At 72.2% G+C, this 18,407-nt stretch carries 26 protein-coding genes; 10 read left to right on the top strand and 16 right to left on the bottom strand.

What is annotated here, in order from left to right:
* Positions 1-5: 5 nt before the first annotated feature.
* The 6 genes from ACIPSC_RS35080 to ACIPSC_RS35055 all read right to left on the bottom strand — a co-directional run bounded on the left by ACIPSC_RS35080 (position 6) and on the right by ACIPSC_RS35055 (position 2,036).
* Complete coding sequence (locus ACIPSC_RS35080; protein WP_400832778.1) at positions 6-389, bottom strand: holin; 384 nt, start codon at positions 387-389, stop codon at positions 6-8.
* Positions 386-607: a hypothetical protein gene (locus tag ACIPSC_RS35075; RefSeq protein ID WP_400832773.1), complete on the bottom strand. Its 222-nt coding sequence runs from the start codon at positions 605-607 to the stop codon at positions 386-388. Before ACIPSC_RS35075 ends, ACIPSC_RS35080 begins: the two co-directional genes overlap by 4 nt.
* Entirely contained in the window at positions 604-972 is a 369-nt protein-coding gene (locus tag ACIPSC_RS35070; RefSeq protein ID WP_400832766.1) for a hypothetical protein, read from the bottom strand. The genes ACIPSC_RS35075 and ACIPSC_RS35070 overlap by 4 nt, the downstream gene beginning before the upstream one ends.
* A gap of 6 nt (positions 973-978) precedes the next feature.
* Complete coding sequence (locus ACIPSC_RS35065; RefSeq protein ID WP_400832762.1) at positions 979-1,263, bottom strand: hypothetical protein; 285 nt, start codon at positions 1,261-1,263, stop codon at positions 979-981.
* Between the two features lie 358 nt (positions 1,264-1,621).
* Positions 1,622-1,825, bottom strand: coding sequence for a hypothetical protein (locus tag ACIPSC_RS35060; protein ID WP_400832758.1), 204 nt, complete (start codon positions 1,823-1,825; stop codon positions 1,622-1,624).
* Positions 1,826-1,850: 25 nt separating this feature from the next.
* Complete coding sequence (locus ACIPSC_RS35055) at positions 1,851-2,036, bottom strand: hypothetical protein (RefSeq protein WP_400832752.1); 186 nt, start codon at positions 2,034-2,036, stop codon at positions 1,851-1,853.
* Positions 2,037-2,692: 656 nt separating this feature from the next.
* On the opposite strand from ACIPSC_RS35055, the gene ACIPSC_RS35050 reads away from it, so the two are divergent.
* The 3 genes from ACIPSC_RS35050 (at position 2,693) to ACIPSC_RS35040 (ending at position 5,308) form a co-directional block, all read left to right on the top strand.
* Positions 2,693-3,583 (top strand): XRE family transcriptional regulator, encoded by an 891-nt coding sequence (locus ACIPSC_RS35050; RefSeq protein ID WP_400832746.1) that lies wholly within the window; start codon positions 2,693-2,695, stop codon positions 3,581-3,583.
* Positions 3,584-3,612: 29 nt separating this feature from the next.
* Positions 3,613-4,653 carry a PhlD gene (locus tag ACIPSC_RS35045; RefSeq protein WP_400832741.1) on the top strand — a complete coding sequence of 347 codons (1,041 nt, stop codon included), beginning with the start codon at positions 3,613-3,615 and terminating at the stop codon, positions 4,651-4,653.
* A 148-nt stretch (positions 4,654-4,801) separates the two neighbouring features.
* Entirely contained in the window at positions 4,802-5,308 is a 507-nt protein-coding gene (locus ACIPSC_RS35040; protein WP_400832738.1) for a hypothetical protein, read from the top strand.
* 13 nt (positions 5,309-5,321) lie between these two features.
* Here ACIPSC_RS35040 and ACIPSC_RS35035 read toward each other — a convergent pair whose 3' ends face one another.
* Both ACIPSC_RS35035 and ACIPSC_RS35030 read right to left on the bottom strand, forming a co-directional pair.
* Positions 5,322-6,050, bottom strand: a complete 729-nt coding sequence (locus ACIPSC_RS35035; RefSeq protein ID WP_400832735.1) for a hypothetical protein — start codon at positions 6,048-6,050, stop codon at positions 5,322-5,324.
* The gene (locus ACIPSC_RS35030) at positions 6,044-6,364 is read right to left on the bottom strand and encodes a hypothetical protein (protein ID WP_400832730.1); all 321 of its coding nucleotides are present in this window, start codon (positions 6,362-6,364) and stop codon (positions 6,044-6,046) included. Before ACIPSC_RS35030 ends, ACIPSC_RS35035 begins: the two co-directional genes overlap by 7 nt.
* Before the next feature lie 88 nt (positions 6,365-6,452).
* Here ACIPSC_RS35030 and ACIPSC_RS35025 point away from each other — a divergent pair, with 88 nt between their 5' ends.
* Complete coding sequence (locus tag ACIPSC_RS35025; RefSeq protein ID WP_400832727.1) at positions 6,453-6,725, top strand: hypothetical protein; 273 nt, start codon at positions 6,453-6,455, stop codon at positions 6,723-6,725.
* 132 nt (positions 6,726-6,857) lie between these two features.
* Complete coding sequence (locus ACIPSC_RS35020; RefSeq protein WP_400832724.1) at positions 6,858-7,556, top strand: HNH endonuclease family protein; 699 nt, start codon at positions 6,858-6,860, stop codon at positions 7,554-7,556.
* On the opposite strand, the gene ACIPSC_RS35015 is transcribed toward ACIPSC_RS35020, so the two are convergent.
* Complete coding sequence (locus ACIPSC_RS35015) at positions 7,540-7,758, bottom strand: hypothetical protein (protein WP_400832720.1); 219 nt, start codon at positions 7,756-7,758, stop codon at positions 7,540-7,542. The genes ACIPSC_RS35020 and ACIPSC_RS35015 overlap by 17 nt on opposite strands.
* A 114-nt stretch (positions 7,759-7,872) precedes the next feature.
* Complete coding sequence (locus tag ACIPSC_RS35010; protein ID WP_400832717.1) at positions 7,873-8,010, bottom strand: hypothetical protein; 138 nt, start codon at positions 8,008-8,010, stop codon at positions 7,873-7,875.
* A 603-nt stretch (positions 8,011-8,613) separates the two neighbouring features.
* Here ACIPSC_RS35010 and ACIPSC_RS35005 point away from each other — a divergent pair.
* From ACIPSC_RS35005 to ACIPSC_RS34995, 3 genes are all read left to right on the top strand, one after another.
* Entirely contained in the window at positions 8,614-9,465 is an 852-nt protein-coding gene (locus ACIPSC_RS35005; protein ID WP_400832712.1) for a DNA ligase, read from the top strand.
* Positions 9,466-9,578: 113 nt separating this feature from the next.
* Positions 9,579-10,412 (top strand): PIN domain-containing protein, encoded by an 834-nt coding sequence (locus tag ACIPSC_RS35000; RefSeq protein WP_400832705.1) that lies wholly within the window; start codon positions 9,579-9,581, stop codon positions 10,410-10,412.
* A 72-nt stretch (positions 10,413-10,484) separates the two neighbouring features.
* Positions 10,485-10,607, top strand: a complete 123-nt coding sequence (locus tag ACIPSC_RS34995) for a hypothetical protein (protein WP_400832702.1) — start codon at positions 10,485-10,487, stop codon at positions 10,605-10,607.
* A gap of 298 nt (positions 10,608-10,905) precedes the next feature.
* On the opposite strand, the gene ACIPSC_RS34990 is transcribed toward ACIPSC_RS34995, so the two are convergent.
* From ACIPSC_RS34990 to ACIPSC_RS34975, 4 genes are all read right to left on the bottom strand, one after another.
* Complete coding sequence (locus ACIPSC_RS34990) at positions 10,906-11,631, bottom strand: hypothetical protein (protein ID WP_400832699.1); 726 nt, start codon at positions 11,629-11,631, stop codon at positions 10,906-10,908.
* Positions 11,632-11,739: 108 nt separating this feature from the next.
* Complete coding sequence (locus tag ACIPSC_RS34985; protein ID WP_400832691.1) at positions 11,740-12,759, bottom strand: hypothetical protein; 1,020 nt, start codon at positions 12,757-12,759, stop codon at positions 11,740-11,742.
* Positions 12,756-13,334 carry a hypothetical protein gene (locus ACIPSC_RS34980; protein ID WP_400832687.1) on the bottom strand — a complete coding sequence of 193 codons (579 nt, stop codon included), beginning with the start codon at positions 13,332-13,334 and terminating at the stop codon, positions 12,756-12,758. The genes ACIPSC_RS34985 and ACIPSC_RS34980 overlap by 4 nt, the downstream gene beginning before the upstream one ends.
* A gap of 85 nt (positions 13,335-13,419) precedes the next feature.
* Positions 13,420-14,064: a hypothetical protein gene (locus ACIPSC_RS34975; protein ID WP_400832684.1), complete on the bottom strand. Its 645-nt coding sequence runs from the start codon at positions 14,062-14,064 to the stop codon at positions 13,420-13,422.
* A gap of 274 nt (positions 14,065-14,338) precedes the next feature.
* Between ACIPSC_RS34975 and ACIPSC_RS34970 the strand changes: the two genes are divergently transcribed.
* Positions 14,339-14,467, top strand: coding sequence for a hypothetical protein (locus ACIPSC_RS34970; RefSeq protein ID WP_400832680.1), 129 nt, complete (start codon positions 14,339-14,341; stop codon positions 14,465-14,467).
* Complete coding sequence (locus ACIPSC_RS34965) at positions 14,464-15,651, top strand: methyltransferase domain-containing protein (protein WP_400832676.1); 1,188 nt, start codon at positions 14,464-14,466, stop codon at positions 15,649-15,651. Before ACIPSC_RS34970 ends, ACIPSC_RS34965 begins: the two co-directional genes overlap by 4 nt.
* Positions 15,652-15,751: 100 nt before the next feature.
* Here the strand turns inward: ACIPSC_RS34965 and ACIPSC_RS34960 are convergent, their stop codons facing one another.
* Positions 15,752-18,034 carry a hypothetical protein gene (locus ACIPSC_RS34960; protein WP_400832671.1) on the bottom strand — a complete coding sequence of 761 codons (2,283 nt, stop codon included), beginning with the start codon at positions 18,032-18,034 and terminating at the stop codon, positions 15,752-15,754.
* Between the two features lie 3 nt (positions 18,035-18,037).
* On the bottom strand, positions 18,038-18,406 hold the full coding sequence (locus tag ACIPSC_RS34955; protein WP_400832668.1) for a hypothetical protein: 369 nt from the start codon (positions 18,404-18,406) through the stop codon (positions 18,038-18,040).
* Position 18,407: the final 1 nt, after the last annotated feature.

Below are 18,407 nucleotides of genomic sequence, written 5' to 3'. Positions count from 1 at the left end.
GGTGGTCAGCGGTGCCAGCCGCCGGGCTGGTGTCGGGCGGTCTCGCTGCTGTGGCAGGGGCCGCAGAGGCCGCGGCCCTGGCGGGGGTCGTCGGGGTCGGCGCCGGAGGCGGCCAGCTCGCGTCGGCTGAGGGGGTGGTGGTCGGCGTGCTGGCTGGGCCGGCCGCAGGGCTGGCCGTGTCCGTGGTCCTGGGTGTCGCAGACGCACAGCGGGTCGCGGGCGAGGACGGCGGGTCGGAAGCGGGTGCGGTGTGCTGTGCCGTAGCCGCGTTGGCGGGCGGTGCCGCGGGCCCGTTCGGCTTCGGTGCGGTGCTGGGCGCAGCGGCCGCCGTCGGTGAGCTCGGGGCAGCCGGCGACGGTGCAGACGGCGAGGGCGCGGCGGCGGGTCACCGGGTCGCCTGGTGGTCGGCGCGCAGGGTGGCGATCGCTGCGGTGGCTTCGTCGATGAGCTGCTGTAGGGCGTCGATGACGGTTACTGGGCTGCCCCAGCCGATGACCCACTCGTCGCACTGGTGGGGCAGCGCTGCGGCGTACTGGCCGGGGTCGAGGGCGATGGTGTGATCGGTGTTGGGGGTCTGAACGAAGAGCCCGTGGGAGCGTGCGGTCATCGTGAGTCACCCGTCCTCGTGCTGCTCGCCGGTATGGCCGCGGGGCGCCACTGGCCGTCGGTGTGGAGGAGGTGCTGGCCGCATCCGCTGCAGACGGCGTTGGGGGCCGGGTCGGTGAGGGCTGTGACGTCGACCGGCTGGTGCTCGATGCAGGTAGCGACGCGGCGCAGCGCGATGGCGAGGGCTGCTGCGGTGCCGGGCTGCGGGGGGATGCCGAGGAGGTCGTGCTCCAGGACGGCGATCCGGACGGGGTTGGGCCTGGGTTGCTCGGGCGGGCGCCGGCTGGCGCGGTGGGTGTAGCGCCGGCGGATCCGGGCGATGGCGGCCTTGGCCCGCTGTGCGGGGGAGGGGCGGTGGGTGGCCATGGTGGTTCAGGTCCGTGGGGGCCAGGACCAGCAGCCCGGGGTGGGCTCGTCGGCGTACGGGACGGCCTCGTCGAAGAGCAGGCCGGTGGGGTTGAGGACGGCGAGGCTGACGACGTAGGGCAGGTGGGTGCCGTCGTTGGGGCAGCCGTCGTAGGGCTCCTTGTCCAGGTGCTCGGGGACGGTGGTGATGATGGCGGCGCGTGGCTGGGAGCGGTAGCGCTGGGTGCCGTCGGGCTGCACGGGGCTGCCGTGGGAGTGGTAGTGGACGATGCGGCCGACGGTGGGCTTCATGCCGGTCTCCGAGGGGTGAGGGGGGCGGGGCGCTGCCTAGGGGGCGGCGTCGGGGATGAAGTGGGCGGTGCGGCCGCGGGAGGGGCAGGGTGGGCCGAGGTGCCACCAGCGGGTGTGGCCGTGTTCGGCGGGGGTGTTGCAGCGGCTGCAGCGTCCGGGGATGGGCTGCCAGTGGTCCCAGGTGGTGAAGGGGGCGTCGAGGGCGTGCCACGTGTCGGGGTCGGCGGTGGTGTGCAGTGCTGCTCCCGGCGGTGGTGGGGGGCCTGCCCGGACCTGCCCCCCTCAGAGCGGTCCGGGCAGGCGGCTGGGGGCCCCGTCGGCCAGGGGGAGGTGCCGGCGGGGCTGCTTGGGGGCTGGGTTAGTCGTCGCGGCCGTCGCGGTCGGCGATGAGGGTGCGGGCGATGCTGTTCCAGCTGTCGGCCATGCTCTCGAGGCGGGCCATGAGGGAGTGGTCGGTGACCAGCTCGGCGTTCAGGAGGAGGCGGGCGGCGTGTTCGAGGGCGGTGTGGACGGTGAGGGGTTCGGTGGTGCCGGCCGTGGGGGTGGGCGGTTCGTCTGCCACGTGGCCTCCTGGGGGTGAGGGGTGTTCAGGGGCGCTTGGCGGGGCGCTTGGCGCGGCCTTCGACGACGTCGCGGAGCTCGAGGTAGTCGTAGCGGCCGTCGTGGCGGGTGAGGCGGCCTTCGTGGCCCCAGCGTTTGACGGTGCCGACGGGGCGGCCGATGAGGGCGGCGATGACGCCTGGGGGGAGGAGGACGGGGCGGTAGTCGGTCACGGCGCGTCCCTCCTGCCTGGCCGGGGAAATGCCGAAGGGCCGCCCGGTGTGGGGCGGCCCTTCGTGGCTTGCTGGGCGGATGAAGGCCCATCTGATCAGATGATGGGTTCATTCCTGCCGCGCCGTCAAGTGGTTGCGGACGGTCTTGTCCGGACGCTCAGCGTAGGACGGGGTGCAAGGCCGTGGCGAGGGTGTGGTGCGTTGGGAGCGCGCTCGCCGGTTCAGGCGGTGGGGAGGTCGAGGCCGGCGGCGAGCATGCAGGCGATGGTGGGTCGCATGCGGCGGGGCGCGGGGTTCTCGGGGGGTGTGACGAGGGTGAGGTGCCGGGCCGGTCCGGACGCGGGGGGGCGTGGTGTGGCCGTGGGGGCCGGTCCGGGGGTGGGGGCGGCGGCGAGGGCGGGTGTGGCGGTGGTGCGGGCGGAGCCGGGGTACGGGGTTCCCGGTGAGGGTTGCCTTAGTGCTTGGGTGGAATCTCGTGTCTTTTCGTTGGCAATTCCCACGGAGCGTCCTCCCTGTTAGGGTCCGTCGGAGCCGGGGGCGACACCCCCAGGGGCATGATTGTTCCCCACGGATAGCATCCATTCATAGGGACGATCTTTCCCTATTAATGGGATCTCTTGACTGCGGCCACCCCGCGGGAGAGGCGACAGGAGGGCGTGGTCGAAGTGGCGGGCGCGGCGGGCTCCATAGGCGACAAGCCGGCTTTGAAGGCGTTGCTGTCGAAGTTGCGTTCACAACTTGGGCCGGCGGATGTCGGGCTGCCGGTGAGCCGGTACGCGGGCAAGGGTCGGCGGCCGGCGAGCGGGCTCCGGCAGAGCGACATCGACCTGCTGACCGATCGTAGCCCGGGGACCTACTCGCGGTTCGAGTCCGGGTCGGAGCGGCCGCGGCCGACGGAGTCGTACCTGCTCGCGGTGGCGCGGGCGCTGCGGATGACGGAGGAGGACTGGCGTGCGCTGTGGCTGTACCGGCTGAACTCGCACCCTCCGTACCCGTTGAAGCCGGAGGCGTCGGTGGTCATCGGTGAGCACTGGCAGGACATCGTCGACGACTACGGCGGTCCTGCGTACATAACCGACCGGGCCTGGAAGGTCCGGTTCTACAATCAGCGGTTTGCGGATATCTTTCCGAATGGGATACCGCCCGAGAATACGATGGAGTGGATGGTTCTCTCGCGGTATTCCAGGGAAGTGGGTTTGCCGGACTGGGAGAACAGCTGGGCGCGTCTGGTGCTCCCGCAGTTGCGTGCGGCTTACAACCAATTTCCGCAGAATCGGGAGCTCGGCCTGCTCGTGCGGAAGGTCGAGAAGGACCCGGTGGCGGGGCCGCTCTACGCGAGTCTGGACGAGTCGTACCGTCAGCCGGACGGCGACACGCGGTTCCTGTGGCACGCGGGCCGCAACGAGCGGGTCACGGTGACGATGGGGCCCTCGATGCCGCTGGCCGCGCCGGGCTTCCTGCTGATGCACCTGCTCCTGAACTACCGGGCGAAGCCCTCGAACTGGCGCGACCACACCCACCCTCTGTCGGCCCCGATCGGCGGCTGAAGCGAAGGGAATTCCTCCACATGTCGTTCGTGTCTCGACCTTTCATATTCCTCCCCGAACACACCGTGACCGGCGACGAGCTCGCCGAGGTCATCACCGGCCGGCACGCCGGCCACCCGCGGCTGCCGGTCATCGAGCGGATCGCCGCCCAGGCACCCCGCCTGCGCCACTACAGCCGCCCCCTGGACGTCGTCGTGTCGGACCGCGACCTCCAGGAGCGCAACCGCACCGCGGTCGAGGACGTCCTCGCGATGGGCACCGCCGCGGCGCGCGGCGCCCTGCAAGAGCTGGACATCGACCCCGCCAGCATCGACTGCGTCGTCACCACCCACAGCACCGGCGACGTCGTCCCCGGCCTCGACATCCACCTGGTGCACGAACTCGGCCTGCGCCGCGACGTCGCCCGCCGGCCGATCACCCAGCTCGGGTGCGGCGGCGGCGCCCACATCCTGGTGATGGCCGACCAGTACGTCCACGCCCACCCCGGCTCCCGGGCCCTGGTGGTCGGCGCCGAAGCGCTCAGCACCACCATCCACATCGACGACACCGGCATCGAGCAGATCATCTACTCCGGCCTGTGGGGGGACTCCGGCGCCGCCACCATCGTCTCCAGCGAGCCGACCGACGGCCCCGCGCTGCGCATCCACGACACCTGGGAGTACTGGCTGCCCGGCAGCGCGCACCGCTACCACAAGCGCGTCGACGACGCCGGCGTCCACTTCGACTCCGACCGCACGGCCACGCAGTCGATCAACGAGTCGGGGCCGGCGATGCGCGCCTGGCTCGCCGCCGGCGAAGACGGCCCGTGGGACCTGGACTTCGTGGTCGCGCACCCGGGCGGACTGCGGGTGATGCAGGACCTGGAGAAGCAGCTCGCCCTGCACCCGGAGGCGCTGCGGCACTCCCGCGCCCAGTTCGCGGAGGAAGCCAACCTCGGCGGCCCCTCCGTCCTGTCGGTGCTGCGCCGCACGTTCGACGACCCCCCGGCGCACGGGCAGCGGGGCATGCTCGCCGGCTTCGCCCCCGGCTTCGCGGTCTCCGCGGCGAAGGTCAGCTGGCACACGGCGTAGCGCGCATGGTGCGAACTGTCAGTGGCAGCCGCTAGGGTGCGCAGCGGTCCCGAGAAGACCATGGCGACGGCCCCCAGTGTGAGCAGTATGCCGGGGGCCATCGTCGTTCCGCCGCCAGGGCCGACGGCCCGTCAGTACGATCTCGCCCATGAACCAAGGGATATGGACGATCATCGGCGTACTTGTGGGTTCTGGTGGGGCCGTCACCTCGGCGTTCATCACCTCGCGTGGTGCGCGCCGTCACCAGCTCCTGACCCAGCAGCGGGACAAGCGGCGCGAGGCGTACGCCGCGCTCCTCCGCGCTGCTCACACTCTGAGCACCAACGCCTACCCCCACGCCGCAAACGGCTACCCACTGGGTGGACCGACGGAGTCCGAGCAGTACACGCCTGTGTGGGTCGATGAGGTCACCAACGACTACCGCGAGCTGTGCGCCGCGTTTCCTCTCATCGCGTTGGAGGGACCGGAAGAGGTCTCCGAGGCAGCCCAGAAAGTCCTGGGTGCAGCCTTCAACGTTGTTCAGAGCGCGGACAGCGTGGTGCAGCCGGACTTCGCCGGGACGCCTGCTTCGGCAGTGATGAGTGCGCGCACGCTGAAGCTCAGCGACGCGGTCGACAGCTTCCTCGCAGTGTCCCGTAAGACCCTCAACCCGTAGCACTGAACTGGGGCTACGCCATGGCGACGTCGGCCAGCGGGCTGGTCTCCTCCGAGGTGGCGGCGGGCGAGGGCTGGGCGGTGCCGTCCGGACCGGGCAGGAGCAGGGTGGCGGTGCGGGTTCGGGTGGCGGCTCGACCGCGGCCTGTGCACTCGGCGTCCACGGTTCGGGAGACGATCTGGCCCCACCCGTCGCCGAGGCCGGCGATGCGGGGGCGGCTGGTGGTGAGGCGTAGTGCTGCGCCGGGCCAGGGGGTGGTGACGAGGAGGGTGGAGCCGGATTCGCGGAGGCGGGCGGCGAGGCGCTGGTGGTCGCGGGGCTGCGGGGCGGTAGTGGGTTGGAGCAGGACGACGCCGAAGGCGCCTTCGCGGATGAGTGCGGCGACGACCTCGGGCCAGTGGGCGCCCGGGTCGTCGGCGACAGCGAGGCGGTTGTAACTGATCCCCATGGCGTTCAGGGCCGCGAGCCCGAGGTCGGGCATACCTACAGCTGCGACATGCAGATCTGGGTGCTGGGCGGCGCCGGCCGCAAGCGCCATGAGGAGGTAGTGGTCACCGAGGACCTCGACGACCGCGCCGCGGGGGAGACGGCGGTCGGGCAGGAGCGGAGCAATCGCGTCGAGGGCGGGCCACGTGCTGGCGTCGACCCTTCGCTGGCGGGCCTCGGGGGAAGTGTGTTCGAGGAGATCCGCGAGTCGGTCGCTTCGGTCGCTGGCGGCCGGGGTGGGGACGGGGGTCAGCACGAGCCGGCCTCCCGCGGGCCGGGGCTGGACGTGATGGCGGCTGGGCGCAGGACACGGGGGCTGTAGGTGATCCACTCGTCCGTTTGGGGCGGGCCCCAGAGGACGTGCGCGGCCCAGCGGCCGGCGGGGAGGGGTCTCCAGGCGGTGACGATCGCGGGTACCCAGGTGCCGCCCATGAGCAGGAGGGCGGGCTGCCAGACCTGGCGCTCGTCGGCGGCGGCCTGGTCGACCTCGGTGGCGGGGGCGCGGCGGGCGTCCAGCCAGGAGCCGGCGGCGCCTGCGGGGGCGGGTCGGCGGGGCTGGTAGTTCGGCACACCCGTTAGGATCGAACACCTGTTCTATCTGGTCAACCGTCAGAGGTGTCAGCACGGCTCTGACCTCGGGCGTTCGTACGATGCGGGAGTGAGCGAGATCAACAACGACGACGTGCAGCAGGCCGAACACGCGGTGCAGGTGGCCGCCCTGCGCGAGCAGGCCGTGCAGGCCCAGCGGGACTGGTACGCGGCGGAGGCCGCGTGGGTGGCTGCGCCCGATGACCGGGCCGCGTACGAGGCGTTCTCGGCGGCGGGGCTGCGGCTGCACGCTCACGCGTACTGGGCGGCCGCCGGCGGGAACCGCTTCGAGCTGCAGAAGTCGGTCCGTGAGGACGCCCGGAAGCTCGCCGAGCAGAGCTGAGCGCACCACCGCGCGGTGCGGTACGACTTGTTCCCCGTCCCGGGTGAATCCGGTGACGGAGCGCTACCGGTCGGCTGCTCCGTGCCGGGATGATCACCGTGACGTGATCACCGGGCGGACGGAGTGGGGCGGATGGCGACCAGGCGGGGAAAGCTGCGGGCGGCCGCGGTGGCGGTGCTGCTGCTGGCGGGATCGGCCGGAGCGGCAGTACCGGCGTCGGCCGCGCCAGCGGCCGGGCGCCGCGTGCCCGGTGAGACCGTGACAGCGCAGTTCAGCGAGCTGATCGACGCGCTGCCGGTCGCTCCGGAGGACCGCACCGGCTACGTGCGCACCGCGTTCAGGCACTGGAACGCCGGCCTGGATCCGGCGGACGGCTGCGACACCCGCCGCGAGGTCATCCTGTCCGAGGCGCTGGTCGCGCCCGAGGTCGGGCCGCGGTGCGCACTGGTCGGCGGGGTCTGGTTCAGCCCGTACGACGACCGGACGATCACTGACGCGACCAAGATCGACGTGGACCACCTGGCACCGCTTGCGGAGGCCTGGGACTCGGGGGCGTCGAAGTGGACGGCGGCCGAGCGGGAGGCCTACGCCAACGACCAGGGCGACTCCCGGACGCTGATCGCGGTCTCCTACCAGTCCAATAGGCAGAAGGCCGACAAGGACCTCGCGGAGTGGTTGCCGACCGCGGCCTACCAGTGCCGGTACGCCGAGGACTGGACCGCGGTGAAGACGCGCTGGGGCCTGGCGGTCGACGACATCGAGCTGGCGGCGCTGCGCCGGATTGCGGCGGGTTGCGAGGACGTGCCGATCACGGTCACGCTCGCCCGGTGACCCCGCCCCGGGCGACCAGCCGGGTGGCGACCTCGCAGCCGGCGTGCACCCAGGCGTACTCGGCCGGCTCCTCGGGCGCGTCGGCACCGAGCCGACGCACGAAGTACGCCTCGGTGCCGACAGCGAGGACGCGCAGCCGCGCGGACGTCGCGGTCTCCTCCACGACGTCGCCGGGGCTGTACCGGGGAGCGGAGGTGTTCACCACTCCATCGTCGCGCAGGCGGGCTTGGTGATCATCCCGGTCCGGCCTCCAGGGTGCGGCAGGCCGGCCGGGGCCGGCCTGCGGAACCGATAGGTAGGCAGCTGGTTCACTGGTCTACTGGGGGCCGGCGATGGTCGGTGCCGTGGTCACCCCCTCCACCTGCTGTGCCGTGGTCTGCCTCGGGGCCGCCGGCGCCAGCTGACGGCAGACGGGCCCCGAGCCGAGGGTCCACGTGATGGTCACAGCGATCATCGTTGTCACCGTGGCAGTGACCGCGGCGTCCACGGCCCGACCGGCCAAGCGCCTGAAGGCGCTATTGTTCAATTGCATTGGCTTTCCTTCCGGTGAGCGGTGCACATCGCAGCCCTGCTACGAGCCGTCCCTACCAAGTTCTGCTCGGGGTGGGGCTGCTTCGACTATGCCTCTCCTGAGTCCGCGAGAACACATACGCGGGGTGGCCAGGCGGGAGCAGTGGGCTTTCCGAATTCTCCGGAGTGGCCAAGCGACGACGGCAGACCGCCCGGTCGAGCGCCACATTTGCGCAGGTCAGGGCGGCATCACAAGCCGTTCGGCAGGTGTCTACAGAATCCCGCCGACCAGACCTCAGAGGGCATTTGATGTGAACGGATTGCCCTTTACGCCTTAGCAGCACCTCGTAAAACTTGCGTCGATCTTGAGGTGTCCCGACTGAGGATCTACTCGATGTTGACGGCGTCAATGTCCGACACCGAGCCGAACTGCGGCCGAACGGCTGGCGCCTCCGTCGAGTCGCGGCCCGACGGAGGCGAGGTACGGGAGGCTGGAGGTGTGCCCCGTACCCGGTCTCCTGTAGTGCTGCGCCCTCCGGTGGAGGTGATGCGGCCGGTTCCGGTGCCGGTGCTGCCGGCCGAGGACGCGATGCTGGGCGGGGTGCAGTACACGCCGAAGTGGGACGGGATCCGGGCGCTCGTCTTCGTCGGTTCGGGGCACGAGCCGGTGCTGGTGTCCCGGCAAGGCAATCGCCTCAACGACCGGTTCCCCAGCTTGCCGCCGGTGCTGGCGCGGTTGCCCGTCGGTCTGGTGCTGGACGGGGAGGTCGTGGCCGTCGGCCCGGGCGGCTGGCTCGACTTCACCGCGCTGTTGCGGACCCCGGCGGCGCGGAAGGCGGCGGGGACGCAGGTGCTGTACGTCGCGTGGGACGTCCTCGCGGTACCGGGCCGGGACGTGCGGGCGCGGCCGCTGCGCGAACGCTGGGAGGCGTTGGAGATGGCGCTCGCCGGCGCCCGGCCGCCGCTGCAGGTCACCATGGCGACGAGCAGTCTCGCCGAGGCGAGGGTCTGGTTCCGTGACCTCCAGCCGATGGGTATCGAGGGCATCATTGCGAAGGGCTGGTCCACCCCGTACCGGGTCACCTCGGGCGTCGGCGCCTGGCAGAAGATCCGGCACACCCACACCCTCGACGGCGTGCTGCTCGCCGTGATGGGCACCCCACGGCGCCCGCACAACCTGCTCGTGCGGCTGCCCGACGGCCGCACCGCGGTCACCTCGCCGCGGCTGACCTCGGTGCAGGCCGGCCCGATCGCCGAGCTCCTCGCCGACCGCCTGGAGCCGGCCGGCGAAGGCGGCCCGGGGTGGACGATCACCGGTCCACCGGTGACCGTCGAGGTCGCGGTCGGAACCGGCCGGCACGCCACCGTGCGCTACATCCGCCTACGGCCTGAGGAGTGAAGTCGGCCCAAGGCGATCCGCTCGAAGCGATGACACGCGGGACCTTGCCTGGCGAAGGTGCCGCTCGTCAAACCGCTGTCACCAGGGTGATGCGAGCTGTCAGGATGCCGGGCATGCGACTCAAGCCCCTGCACACCATGGAGCAGGCCGAACGCGGCCTCGGCTACGCGATCAACCAGCTCTCCAACGCCCGAAGCTCCGGGTACCCCGGTCCCGGCCCACTTCACACCTACCTGGAGACCGTCGACGAGGTCCTGCCGCACCTGGAACCGTTCGCCGAACCGGACCTGGTCGCCCACCTGCAGTCGACGGCGTACTGGCACCTCTTCGCCGTGACCGACATGACCAACGCGCCCTCCCCCCGACCCGTCTACCGCGAGCTCGACGTCCAGATAGCCGCGCTGGAGCAGGCGCAGGTGCAGCTGCGCACCATCAAGGCGCTGGCGCAGCGCCCGGGGCTACCTGTGGTGCTGGATACCAACGTCGTTCTGAACGCCAAGCCGTTCAGCGACATCGATTGGGCTCGGGTATGGCGGATCGGCGGCGTTTCCGTGGAGTCGGCGCGTCTGGTGGTGCCGCTTGCGGTGGTGGAGGAGCTGGACCGGCAGAAGTGGGCGGGCGGGCGCCGGTCCGAGCTGGCCGGCGCGGCCATCAAGTACCTGGAGCGGACCCTGTTCGGTGCCAAGCCGAACGAGCAGGTCCCTGTCGATGCCGCGCGCCGCCCCGGTGTGACGCTTGAGGTCTGGATGCCCAACCACTCCACCACCGTGGACGCCGACACCCAGATCCTGCTGACCGCCGGCGACATCCACCAGCTCAACCCGGCAGCTGGTACCACTGTGCTGAGCAACGACGCCAACGTCCGGCTCCGCGCCCGACAGTTCGGCCTGTCTGCGCTACGCCTGGAGGACACGGACCTGAAGCTCGAAGCACCGGCCAAGCAGTAGCGAAGGGCCTGTTCAGTACGCTGCCGCACGCCTAGGGTGGCAGTCCCGATCATCTGTGGCAGGGAGGCCGCCATGACCGCTCACACCGCCCGTACCAGCCCGGACACGATCTGGGGCGCTGCTCCCACCGACTCGGTGTGGGGCGTGGTGCCGGATGCGTCGTGGGGGGTTACCGACGACAGCGGCTGGAACTGATCCCGGCCTGACCCGGGCCCCGGGCTGTCTTTACCGGCCGGGCGGCAGGGGCTGGCTGTAGCCGAGGACGGTGACGTCCTCACCCGGGCACACCGCGGTGTGCGGGCGGTCGCCGCCGAGGCCGTCGCAGGCGGTGCACTCGGCGCGGGGTGGCGGGCTGCCTGGTTCCCAGCCCGTGCCCCGGCAGCGGGCACACCGACCCGCGCCGCAGGTACATGCGGCGGCCCGCCGGTCGGCGGCCTCGAGGAGCAGTTGGTCGTCCATGCCGGGCCCAACGAGCCGCCGACCGCCGGGTTCTTCAGGCTCCGGTGGCGGCGGCGCGCAGGCGCTCCTCGGCGGCGTCCAGTTCGGCGCGCAGGATCGGCAGCAGGGCGAGGCCCGCCTGCGCTGCTTCGGGCACGGGTGCGGGGTCGGCCAGGACGGCATTCCAGGCGGCGCGGGCGGGCATCGGTGTGCCGGCGGTGCGGAACACGTCGGCGTGCTCGCGGGCGTAGTGGGCGGTGAGGATTTCGAGGGGGGTCGGGTTGGCGCCGGGCACCGTGGTGGTGAGGAGCCAGCCGATGCCGCGGTGCTCGACCAAGGCGTCGAGCGCGTTGTCAGCGTCGCGGTAGGTGAAGCCGCCGGCGGTGCGGGCGGTGGTGTCCAGGAGGTGGGCCACCAGGGCGCGTTCGCGGTCGGTGGCACCGGCCAGCGGGTCGGCGACGTCCTGCAGCAGGTTCTGGGCGGCGTCGCGCAGGTTCCAGGGGCGAATGTTGGAGTAGGTGTCGATGTTGCCGGTGGTGTAGGCACGGATCGCGCCGAGGACCGTGGCCTCGGCGCTGAGCTCCCGGTGCAGCCGGATGATGTCGGCGTGCTCGGGGAGTTCCCGGTCCACGCTCTCTCGTACGTGGTTGCGGGTGGGTCCGTCGTGCCAGCGCAGGCTCCAGGTCCGGCCGTCGTCGGGGGCGGCATCGATCGCGCAGTCGTGTGCCTGGGCGAGGCCGTGGGCGAACTTGCGGATCGTCGTGCTGCGCGAGGGGGCCATCGTCGTCCTCAATCGGAGTCGGGCCCCGGCCCGGGGGCGCGGGCCGGGGCGTGGAGTTCATCGTAGGGAGGCCGGGGTGTGGGCGCGGCCCGGAATTGACACACAGTGCTATCGGCGCAGGACGTTGACGAGCTTGTCGGGGTCGAGGATGGGGGCGCCGTCGGGGCCCTTGAGGTGGTCGTCGATCCAGATCGGGCGATGGTCCTTGCGGGAGGGGTAGTACTGGTTGCGCCAGTGGCCTCGAACGATCCACCGGTGGTGGTGGCGCGGCCCGGCGGCGGGTTCGTCGGCGCGGTCCTGGTGGGGGATTCCGCGGTGGCGCAGGCGGACGTAGCGCACCGCGGTGAGCAGGTTCGGGTCGAGGCGGGCGATGCGCTTGGCGGAGGTCTTGCTCGCGTGCTGTTCCTCGGTGGTGGCGAGGGTCTGGCCCATGAGGAGCCAGGTGACGATGAGTGCGCGTTCTGCCTGTTGGAGTTGGTCGAGGGCGCTGTAGCGGGATTCGAGCTCGACCAGGCTCATGCCGCTGGTGTCCTGGGGTGTGTCGCGCAGCCAGCCCGGGACCTTGGCGAACGGCAGGTAGGAGACGTGGAAGCTGACGATGGGTTGGGGGCAGCGGCGGCGCAGGCGGTCGACCTCGGTCTTCGTCAGATTACGCAGGCCGGCGCGCGGGTCGCCGGCGGCCATGAAGCGCAGCCAGTTCTCGCGGGTGGCCCAGGTGCGGATCTGGACGCCGTTGCGGTCGATCATCCAGGTGGCGGCGGTGATCGGGGCGCCGGTGTACTCGCCGCCGTCGTAGGCGTCGGTGACGGGTTCCTCCCAGACGACCAGGCCGTTGCGGGCGGGGAGGTCTTCGGGGTGGAGGCGGTAGGAGGGCAGGGCTGCGCCAGCGCTGAAGGCGAGGCGGGCCATGTCGGCGTTGGCGTAGTAGAGGTCGGCGACGCGCAGGGAGTGCGCCCACTGGAGAGCGGCGTGGCGTTCCTGGGCGGCGGCGTCGGGGTCGAAGTTCGCGGACCAGATGGCGGGGCCGCCGTCGGGGCCGGGGTCGGTGAGCCAGGTGGCGAGTTCAGCGCGGATCTCGGGCAGGTCGCGCGCGGTGATGCCGGTGGGCAGCGGGGCGGGGGCGGTCACGGCTGGTCCGTTCCCGGCTCGGTGTTCTGGTCCGCCTCGGCGACGGGGAGGGTGTCGGTGGCGTCCTGGCGGATGGCTTCGAGGACGGCGAGGGTCTGGGTGCGGTTCCAGGTGCGGACGGCGGCGGCGATCGGGGCGGTGTCCCAGCCCTGCAGGTCGCTGCCGTCGAGGGCGGCCTCCTCCAGGTCGGCGGCAAGGAGTTCGGCGGGAGCGTCGAGCCAGATGGAGTCGATGATGGTGCCGCGCACGAGGTGGGCGATGGCGGTCCACCAGTCGGCGGGCAGGGGCTTGAGGTCGGCGATCTCGAGGTCGAAGAGGCGCTCGAGGAGGTTGCCGGGCAGGTGGCTGTACTGGGGGTTGGCCTTGGCGCGGGCGATGGCCTTGTCGACGGCGCGAACCGTGGTGCCGAGTTGCGCGGCGGCGGCGTCGCGGCCGCCCGGGCCGGTCTCCTGGACGCCGCGCCAGATGGCGTGGGCGCGTCGGACGGCGACCTGTTCGGCCTTGTCGCGCAGGAGGTCGGCTTCGATGTCGGCTTCCTGGACGGCCTGCAGCCACTCGGGGGTGTTGGTGCTCATGGTGGTTCTCCGGTCGGTGTCGGGGTTGGGAGTGGTGCGGGCGGCCCCGGGGCTTGGATGCGCCGGGGCCGCCCGCACGGGGAGGTCAGTCCTCGTCCTCGTCCTCGTCGTCCTCGTTCTCGGCGGCCTGGGCGGCGAGGTCGTCGCGCAGCTCGCGCAGGTAGTCGTCGAGGCCATCGATGACGACGGCGCTGAAGCCCATGCCGTCGCGGAACTCCTCGGTGAGGCGGACCTCGATCTGCTTGAGCTCCTCGTCGGTGGTGGCGGCGGTGATGCCGGCTTCCTCGGCGGTCCACCCCTCGCCGATGGTGTCCATGCTCCAGACCTGCAGGACGGCGTCGTCCTCCGGCTCGATGGCCTCGCACAGCTCGCTGATCGCGTCGTAGGCGGCCTGGGCGTCGTCGGTGAGGATCCGGCCGACGTGGTTGCGGCCGTCCCACTCGACGTCGGAGCCGTCGAGGACCCGCTGGGCGAGCGGGGCGATCTCCGCCAGGAGCTTGTTCGCGCCGTCGGCGGTCAGCGGGGGGATGCTCCATCGGCGGTCGATGCCGTGGTAGACGGAGGCCGGCATGCCCGAGCCGACGATGCCGTTGTAGGAGGCGAGGAGGATGCCGTCCGAGAGGCCGAGCTCGACGTAGACGGACTGGGCCTGGGACTCGCGGTCGTACCAGCAGTGGAGCTCGGTGTCCTCGGTGACGGAGTGGACCTGGACCTGGGTGCCGTCGGCCATGACGTATCCTCCTGGGTGAGCCCGGGGACGGCGGTCGCAACGCCGTTGCTGGGCTGTGGTGTTGGGGGCGGCTACCCCCAACACCACACACGCTACACCCCGGGGTTCAGTCATGACTACCCCCCGGGGTTCAGTCATATCTTCAACGTGTCGCCCGGCGGCGTACGGCCACCCGCAGGACGCCCCCGACGCACCGCCACGCCCCCTTCCCCGCGACCCGACGGGGCGTCAGGATGGCCCCGTCCGTGTACCGCACACGAAGGGGAGTGCAGCCATGCAGCCGTCCAGGGGTCAGCACGAGAAGCCGCCGCCGGACCCCGGCAAGGGGGACCCGCCGCCCGGCAACGCCGACGGGCAGGTGCCCGCGCAGCCGGCGAGCGACGGAAAGCACAAGAAGAAGTGACCCCCGAGGTCGACGCCCTGGTGGTGGCGGGGCGGGCGCGGTTGGACGCGGCGATGGCCGGGCGTTCGGCGTGGCCGGACGACTCGCCGTGGCTGCGCGAGGCGGTGGCCGCCCTGCCCCGCGACCTGTTCGCGCCGGACCGGTTGTGGCGGTGGGACGGGCACGCGTACGTGCCGGTCGACCGGGCGGTGGACCCGGCGGGGTGGGTGGGCGAGCTGTACGCCGATCAGGACGCCGCGGCGGTCACCCAGGTCACCGGCGGTCTGCCCTCGTCGTCGCTGTCGGCGCAGGGCGTGGTGGTCGACATGCTCGACAGCCTGGAGTTGGAGCCCGGGCACCGGGTGTGGGACGTCGGTACGGGGCAGGGCTGGAGCACGGCGCTGGCGGCGTGGCGGGCCGGGCCCGGCCGGGTGGTGTCCACGGAGGTCGACCCCGGCCTGGCCGCTTTCGCGCGCGGCCGCCTCGCCGCGGCAGGGGTCGACGCCGAGGTGGTCACCGGGGACGGCACCGCGGCCGTCCCGACGGGCGGCCGGTTCGACCGGGTGCACGCCACCTACGCGGTCGAGCGGGTGCCGTGGACGTGGGTGGAAGCGACCCGGCCGGGCGGGCGGATCGTCTACCCGTGGGGCCGGCTCGGGCACGTCGCCCTCACCGTCGCCGACGACGGCCAGTCCGCCTCGGGCTGGGTACAGGGCCTGGCACAGTTCATGCCCGACCGCGGCCACACCCTGACTGCCCCGGCCGGGGCCGCCGGGGCTGCGGGGTTCGCGGCGGTGCGCGGCACCGGACCGGCGGAGGCCGAGCACACCGTCCACCGGGACCTGGCGCCGCTGCGCGACGACTGGTCCCTCCGGTTCGCGCTGCGCGTCGCCGCACCGGACGCGGTGTTCACCACCGGGACGGACGAGGACGGCGTCTCGGCGTGGGTCCACGACGGCGCCCGCTCGTGGGCGGCCATGTCCGCCCGGCCCGGCCGGGCGGTGGTGGTGCACCAGGGCGGGCCGCGCCGGATCGGCGATGAGCTGCTCACCGCCTGGGACCAGTGGGAGGCGCTCGGCCGGCCGGTGCTGTACGACTACGGCGTCACCGTCACCCCCGGCGCGCAGTGGGCGTGGGTGTACGACGACCGGAGCGGGCCGCACTGGCCGATCGGCCGGACCACCGCGGCGGCCGCGGTCGGCTGATCCCCGGCCAGGAACCGGCGCTGGCGGTCCCGCTGCGCCGCGCGCCGGACGCGACGAGGCCCCCGCTCCTCGTGGAGCGGGGGCCTCGGGGTGCCTGGGCCTATTGGTCGGCCTGCCGGAGGGGGAGGCCGTAGGAGCCCTTGGTAGTCGGGTGGCGGACGATGGTGCCGTCCTTCGTGAGGGTGCTGAGCTTGTTCTCGGCGGTGCCGCGGGCGATGCCGGTCATGGTGATGATCTGGTCGATGTGCAGGTAGCCGACCTCCAGGCCCAGGGGGTCCCGGCACTCGTCGAGGGCAATGAGGATCTTCTCGGCGGCGGTGGGTTCCTTAGTCAGAGCGGGGGCAGCCTGGGCGGGCACCCAGGCGGTGGTGGTGATGTCGTCGCTGTCGGCGGCGGCCGGGCCGACGAGCGTAGTGGCGATCAGGTCGCGGTCGTCCCAGCCGGGGAAGTCGGCCGGCATGGTGATGCGGTCGGGGTCGAACATGCCGGCAGCGGACTCGAGGATCCAGGCGCGCATCTGCTCGGCGCGCCCGTCCGGGCCGGCGACGTAGCCGACGCCGAAGGTCCGTCGAGGGTCGTCCTCGGGAATGGTCGGGTCGAAGATCAGGGACTCGTCGTCGCCGGTCCAGTACGCGGGGATCTGGGACGGGTCGATGCCGTCGAAGCTGTCGGGCAGGTCGACCCGGTGCTTCTGCGCACCGTCGCTGCGCAGGAGGACGAGCTGGCCGCCGTAGAAGACGTTGTCGCGGATCGCCGTGTCCGAGCCCATCTTGTCCAGGTTGATGATCTGCCCGCACAGCACGAGGGCCATGCCAAGGGAGCGAGCCAGCGAGACGTAGGCGCTGATGATGAACGCGGCCTCTGCGGCGTAGGGGGACTTCTCGCCGAGTAGCTGTGCGAACTCGTCCAGGATGAGGACGATGTAGGGCTGTTCCGGGGTGGCGACGAAGTTCTTCTGCCGCTTCTCCTTCGACTGGGCGATGCGGTGCAGGAGGATCGCGTAGGCCAGGCGCAGGGCGCCCATGGCCTCCTCCAGGCCGCAGCCGGCGTAGGCGGCCATGTCCTCGACGTCGGGGTTGCTGCTGCCCTTGGGGTCGGCGTAGATGATCGCCCAGCCGTTGACGTGGTAAGCCAGGCCGAGGAGCTGCAGGACGCCACCCTTGCCGGAGCCGGTGACACCGGCGACGAGGACGTGCTGGGCGCCGCCCTTGGGGTCGCACAGCTGGATACGGGCGGGCCGCCCGGAGACTCCGAGGCCCAACCGGACGTAGCCGTTGTCGTTGGCCACGAGGGCCTCGGGGCCGGGCAGCGGGGTGCCGGTCTCGAGCGGGGAGCGTTCCATGAGCCGCAGCTTGGCCCGCCGGGGGTTGAGGGTGGGCTCGAACGCGACGAGCAGCGGGTTCTTGACATACAGGGCGCCGGCGAGGCGGAACTGTGTGGGCACGGTGACGGTGTCGGTGTCATCGTCGGCGACGACCCAGGCGGCGACGCCGCCGGTGGCCGGGTCCGGGGTGATCTCCTCCAGGTGGGTGCCGGGCACACATCCGCCCGAGCGGGCGACGCGCTGCAGCCACCGCAGCTCCAGCTCACCGTACTGGGGCTGCTCCCCGGGGTCGGGGGCGACGAGGTCGACGTGGATGTTCCGGGCACTGTCGTGCGGGCCGTCGGTGATGCGCACCCACGCGGCAGGGATCCGGTAGACGCCGGAGACGGTTTCCGGGCGGACGGTGACCGGGCGGCCGGGCTGGGCCTCGATAAAGCCCTCCCAGGCGTTCGGGCCGATGCCGGTCACCTTCAGGTGCTGGCCGGGGTGGGTGCCGTACTCGCCGGAGATGTGAGCATGCCAGCGCTGCAGGACGCGCTCCATCGGGGTGGTCTCGGCGGGCGGCTGCGGGTCCGTCTGCGGGTGCGGGGCCGCCCGCAGACGGCGGGGCCGGCTGCTGCGCAGGACCCGGCGCAGGGAGAAGACGACGAACCCGGCCGCGCCCCACCAGGCGGTGGAGACGATCCCGGCGGCGGAGGGCATGGTGGTGAACCCGGCGATGAGGGAGTCCATGCCGGCCGGGCCCTGGAGGGCGCCGGTGGCGGCGGCGGTCGCGGTGGTGAGGGCGGAGACGAGGAACGGGACGCGGTGGGCGCGCAGGATGTCGCCGCCGGGGACGGCGTCGAGGGTGCGCTCGGAGATGAGGCCGGCGGCGTTGGCGCCGGCGATGAGGACCGGGGCGGACAGGAACGTGGCGACGGTGCTGGAGGTCTCGGCGTCGAGGAACGGCATGAGGGTGGCCATGACGATCGGGGCGGTGCTCTCGACGACAGCGAAGGCCTTCTCGGCGCCCGGGTTCTTCTCGACCGCGGCGTCGGCGGGGGTGTGGTCGGTGGTCATCGTCTACTCCTGGGTGTACCACTGGCGGGCGGCCATGGGGACGCGGGCGTTGTCACGGGCTTCCTGGATGCCGCCGTGGGTCGCGACGGCCTGCTGCTCCGCGGCCTGCGCGCTGCGCGCGGCTTCCTCGGCGGCGGTGGCCTGGGCGAGGGCGGCCTCGGACAGGCCCTGCATGATCTTCGAGGTCTCGCGGGTCTCGGCGATGGTCGCGGCGTCGACGTGCAGGGCGGCGATCTGATCGGCGATGCGCCCGGTGTCCTTGGCCTCGTCGGCGATCGCCGCGGCCCGCTTCTTCTGCTGCTCGGCGCCCCTGCGGACGTCCCGGCCCAGGGCCCGGGTCTGGCGCACCAGCTCACGGTAGGTCAGTGCCATG

Origin of the sequence: Kitasatospora sp. NPDC090091 (genome assembly GCF_044747365.1) — a bacterium.
Lineage (GTDB): Bacteria > Actinomycetota > Actinomycetes > Streptomycetales > Streptomycetaceae > Kitasatospora.
This window is presented reverse-complemented; position numbering and strand designations above follow the sequence as displayed.

What these genes read in the sequence shown, in the direction of transcription:
- ACIPSC_RS35075 (WP_400832773.1), bottom strand. Translation starts at nt 607, where the DNA reads ATGACCGCACGCTCCCACGGGCTCTTCGTTCAGACCCCCAACACCGAT.
- ACIPSC_RS35070 (WP_400832766.1), bottom strand. Translation starts at nt 972, where the DNA reads ATGGCCACCCACCGCCCCTCCCCCGCACAGCGGGCCAAGGCCGCCATC.
- ACIPSC_RS35065 (WP_400832762.1), bottom strand. Translation starts at nt 1,263, where the DNA reads ATGAAGCCCACCGTCGGCCGCATCGTCCACTACCACTCCCACGGCAGC.
- ACIPSC_RS35040 (WP_400832738.1), top strand. Translation starts at nt 4,802, where the DNA reads ATGAACCAAGGGATATGGACGATCATCGGCGTACTTGTGGGTTCTGGT.
- ACIPSC_RS35020 (WP_400832724.1), top strand. Translation starts at nt 6,858, where the DNA reads ATGGCGACCAGGCGGGGAAAGCTGCGGGCGGCCGCGGTGGCGGTGCTG.
- ACIPSC_RS35010 (WP_400832717.1), bottom strand. Translation starts at nt 8,010, where the DNA reads ATGATCGCTGTGACCATCACGTGGACCCTCGGCTCGGGGCCCGTCTGC.
- ACIPSC_RS35005 (WP_400832712.1), top strand. Translation starts at nt 8,614, where the DNA reads ATGCGGCCGGTTCCGGTGCCGGTGCTGCCGGCCGAGGACGCGATGCTG.
- ACIPSC_RS35000 (WP_400832705.1), top strand. Translation starts at nt 9,579, where the DNA reads ATGCGACTCAAGCCCCTGCACACCATGGAGCAGGCCGAACGCGGCCTC.
- ACIPSC_RS34995 (WP_400832702.1), top strand. Translation starts at nt 10,485, where the DNA reads ATGACCGCTCACACCGCCCGTACCAGCCCGGACACGATCTGGGGCGCT.
- ACIPSC_RS34990 (WP_400832699.1), bottom strand. Translation starts at nt 11,631, where the DNA reads ATGGCCCCCTCGCGCAGCACGACGATCCGCAAGTTCGCCCACGGCCTC.
- ACIPSC_RS34980 (WP_400832687.1), bottom strand. Translation starts at nt 13,334, where the DNA reads ATGAGCACCAACACCCCCGAGTGGCTGCAGGCCGTCCAGGAAGCCGAC.
- ACIPSC_RS34975 (WP_400832684.1), bottom strand. Translation starts at nt 14,064, where the DNA reads ATGGCCGACGGCACCCAGGTCCAGGTCCACTCCGTCACCGAGGACACC.
- ACIPSC_RS34970 (WP_400832680.1), top strand. Translation starts at nt 14,339, where the DNA reads ATGCAGCCGTCCAGGGGTCAGCACGAGAAGCCGCCGCCGGACCCCGGC.
- ACIPSC_RS34960 (WP_400832671.1), bottom strand. Translation starts at nt 18,034, where the DNA reads ATGACCACCGACCACACCCCCGCCGACGCCGCGGTCGAGAAGAACCCG.
- ACIPSC_RS34955 (WP_400832668.1), bottom strand. Translation starts at nt 18,406, where the DNA reads ATGGCACTGACCTACCGTGAGCTGGTGCGCCAGACCCGGGCCCTGGGC.